We start from the raw sequence: 3,360 nt of genomic DNA, 5'->3' as shown, positions 1-3,360 counted from the left end.
GCGATCACGGTGTCCTCGAAGCCCCACGACGCCTCGGCGGTGTCGCCGTCGACGTCGATCTCGGGGTGGTGGGCGACGTGCATCGTGATGATGCCGTTGGACAGCTTGCTGCTCATGAACTCGACGATCGCGTCACGACCCTCGAGCGCGTCCATGTCGCCGTACACCTTGGTGCCGTAGCGGCCCACGGCGTCGGCGGTGAAGGTGTCGGCGAACTCGTCCCAGAGCTTCAGGTCGAGCGATCGGAAGTAGCGATACTTGAGCCGACGGATCTCTTCGAGCGCTTCCAGGTCCATGCCCGAAGCATCCCAGCGACCGAGCCCGCGCACAAGAACCTGTTCTAGTTTTGAGCCGTAGCTCCCGGATGAGCGTGACGACTACAGCACCAGCAGGAGGACTCCGGCGATCAGGGAGATGTCGCCGGCGATCAGGATCGGCACGCCGTTGCCGGGTGGGACCTCACCGGGCGCGAGGACCCGACGCCGTGACGCGGCGAGCCGCAGGGCGCCGAATGCAGAGGCGATGCCGCCGACGACGATCAGGCAGATGGCAAGTGCAGTCATGGCGACATCGTGGCACGCGCGACGCCGACCGGTGACGCGTACCGGCAGACTGACCGGGTGAATGCGTTCCTCGCCGTCGTGGCGATCCTCGGCGTCTCGGCGTCCGGGCCGCTGATGGCGGGAGCGAACGCTCCGGCGCTGGCGATCGGGTTCTGGCGCAACGCGCTCGGCACGATCGCGGTCGCGCCATTCGCGGCGCCGACGATCCGGCGCGAGCTGGCGACGCTGGGCCGCGAGGGCTGGACCGCCACGGCGTTCGCGGGCGTGATGCTGGCGCTGCACTTCGGCACGTGGGTCTCCGCGCTCAAGATGACCTCGGTCGCCGCGGCGACGGCGATGGTCAGCATGCAGGTCGTGTTCGTCGTGGTGATCGACCTCCTGCGCGGCCAGCGCGCGCCTCGCGCGGTGGTCATCGGAGTCTCGGTCGCCGTCGCAGGCGTCCTGGTCATCACCGGCGTGGACTTCAGCCTTTCGGCGCGAGCGGTGGCCGGTGACCTGCTCGCCCTCGCCGGTGGTCTGACCGCGGCGCTGTACCTGATGGCGGGCAGCCGCGTACGAGAGAGCGTCTCGACGACGTCCTACACCGTCGCCTGCTACGGCATCTGCGCCGCGGCGCTGGCCGTGGGCTGCCTGGTCGCCCAGGTCGAGCTGGTGGGGTTCTCGGGGCGTACGTGGCTGGCGATCGTCGGTGTCACGATCTGCGCGCAGCTCCTCGGCCACTCGGTGCTCAACCACCTGCTGGCGGTCATGAGCCCCGGCCTGATCTCGCTGTTGCTGCTGTTCGAGGTGCCGGGCGCCGCGATCCTGGCCGGGATCTTCCTCGACCAGACCCCGCCGGCCGGCGTGTACGTCGGGCTGGCGCTGATCCTTGCGGGCCTCGTCGTGGTGGTCGTACGCCGCCCGCCGCCCGACGAGGTCCTGCCGGACTGACCTTTCGACAGGTTCGTGGGACGCAGGTTAACGGGAGGTAACCAATGTCACCTCCCGCACCGGACGACATACCAATTACCCGTCGGTACAGTCAGCAGGTCAGCGTCAGCAACATTTTGAGGAGCCCCCGCAATGGGTCGTCTTGTCCGCACCGAAGGTCTGACCGAGATCCAGGAGGAGATCCTGAAGACGGTCCGTCAGTTCGTCGAGAAGGAGATCCTGCCCGTTGCGACGGAGCTGGAGCACAAGGACGAGTACCCGACCGACATCGTCGAGGGCCTCAAGGAGCTGGGCATCTTCGGGATCATGATCCCCGAGGAGTACGGCGGACTCGGTGAGTCGCTGCTGACGTACGCGCTGGTGGTCGAGGAGATCGCGCGCGGCTGGATGAGCGTGTCGGGCGTGATCAACACGCACTTCATCGTCGCCTACATGATCCGCCAGCACGGCACGGAGGAGCAGAAGCAGAAGTACCTCCCGCGGATGGCCACCGGTGAGGTCCGTGGCGCGTTCAGCATGTCCGAGCCGGCGCTGGGCTCGGATGTCGCGGCGATCAAGACCAAGGCCACCAAGAACGACCACGGCTACGAGATCACCGGCCAGAAGATGTGGCTGACCAACGGCGGCTCGTCCAACCTGGTCGCGGTGCTGTGCAAGACCGACGAGGGCGAGGAGTCGGTCTACAAGAACATGACGACGTTCCTGGTCGAGAAGGAGCCCGGCTTCGGCGAGACCGCCCAGGGCGTCACGATCCCGGGCAAGATCGAGAAGATGGGCTACAAGGGCATCGACACGACCGAGATGATCCTGGACAAGCACCAGATCTCGGCCGACCAGGTCCTCGGTGGCAAGCCGGGCCAGGGTTTCTACCAGATGATGGACGGCGTCGAGGTCGGCCGCGTCAACGTCGGCGCCCGCGCGGTCGGCATCGCCAACCGGGCGTTCGAGCTCGGCATCGCGTACGCCCAGCAGCGCGAGACGTTCGGCAAGCCCATCGCCGAGCACCAGGCGATCTTGTTCCGGCTGGCCGAGATGGCGACCAAGGTCGAGGCCTCGCACTCAATGGTCGTGCGCGCCGCACGCGGCAAGGATTCGGGTGAGCGCAACGACGTCGAGGCCGGCATGGCCAAGATGCTCGCCGCCGAGTACTGCAACGAGGTCGTGCAGGACTCGTTCCGCATCCACGGTGGCTACGGTTACTCCAAGGAGTATGAGATCGAGCGCCTCTACCGCGAGGCCGCATTCATGCTCATCGGTGAGGGCACGTCCGACATCCAGAAGATGATCATCGGACGCAGCCTTCTCAAGGACTACAAGCTCTAGGAGCCAGCCATGGCAGAGATCTTCTCGCTCGAGTACCCCCAGTCCCTCGGTGTCTTCGACAAGTACGCGGACGCCCAGAAGGCGGTCGACTACCTCTCGGACCAGGCGTTCCCCGTCGAGAACGTCCTGATCGTCGGCACGGAGCTCAAGCAGGTCGAGCGCGTGACGGGGCGGCTGACGTGGGGTCGGGTGCTGATGGCGGGAGCCGGTTCCGGGGTGTGGCTCGGCCTGTTCATCGGCCTGCTGCTGAGCCTGTTCAGTGACGGCAGCACGTTCGCAGCGGCGATCCTGGGCGGCATCGTGCTCGGCCTGATCTTCGGCGTGACGTCGGCAGTGGTCGGCTATGCGGCGACCCGCGGGCAGCGCGACTTCAGCTCGGTGCAGAAGGTCGTCGCGACCAAGTACGAGGTGCTCGTCGAGCACAAGTTCCTCGCCAAGGGCCAGGAGCTGCTCACCAAGATGCCCGGCCGCGACCCGTTCGCCGTCTGACATGACCAAGACGAACGCCGGCAACTTCTTCGAGGACTTCGAGGTCGGGCAGGTC

5 protein-coding genes are annotated in these 3,360 nt (G+C 66.6%); 3 read left to right on the top strand and 2 right to left on the bottom strand.

What is annotated here, in order from left to right:
* Together V6M46_RS18690 and V6M46_RS18685 are read right to left on the bottom strand one after the other, a co-directional pair.
* On the bottom strand, positions 1-296 hold a 296-nt coding region (locus V6M46_RS18690), incomplete at its 3' end, for a nuclear transport factor 2 family protein (RefSeq protein WP_332667887.1).
* An 81-nt stretch (positions 297-377) separates the two neighbouring features.
* Positions 378-563: a hypothetical protein gene (locus V6M46_RS18685; protein ID WP_332667886.1), complete on the bottom strand. Its 186-nt coding sequence runs from the start codon at positions 561-563 to the stop codon at positions 378-380.
* A 9-nt stretch (positions 564-572) separates the two neighbouring features.
* Here V6M46_RS18685 and V6M46_RS18680 point away from each other — a divergent pair, with 9 nt between their 5' ends.
* The 3 genes from V6M46_RS18680 to V6M46_RS18670 all read left to right on the top strand — a co-directional run bounded on the left by V6M46_RS18680 (position 573) and on the right by V6M46_RS18670 (position 3,305).
* Positions 573-1,493 carry a DMT family transporter gene (locus V6M46_RS18680; protein ID WP_332667884.1) on the top strand — a complete coding sequence of 307 codons (921 nt, stop codon included), beginning with the start codon at positions 573-575 and terminating at the stop codon, positions 1,491-1,493.
* 132 nt (positions 1,494-1,625) lie between these two features.
* Positions 1,626-2,816, top strand: a complete 1,191-nt coding sequence (locus V6M46_RS18675; protein ID WP_332667882.1) for an acyl-CoA dehydrogenase family protein — start codon at positions 1,626-1,628, stop codon at positions 2,814-2,816.
* A gap of 9 nt (positions 2,817-2,825) precedes the next feature.
* Complete coding sequence (locus V6M46_RS18670; RefSeq protein WP_332667880.1) at positions 2,826-3,305, top strand: general stress protein; 480 nt, start codon at positions 2,826-2,828, stop codon at positions 3,303-3,305.
* The last annotated feature ends 55 nt before the right edge of the window (positions 3,306-3,360 follow it).

It is taken from the genome of Aeromicrobium sp. (assembly GCF_036676885.1).
GTDB lineage: Bacteria > Actinomycetota > Actinomycetes > Propionibacteriales > Nocardioidaceae > Aeromicrobium.
Note: the sequence above shows the minus strand (reverse complement) of the source record. Positions and strands in the feature narration are given on the sequence as shown.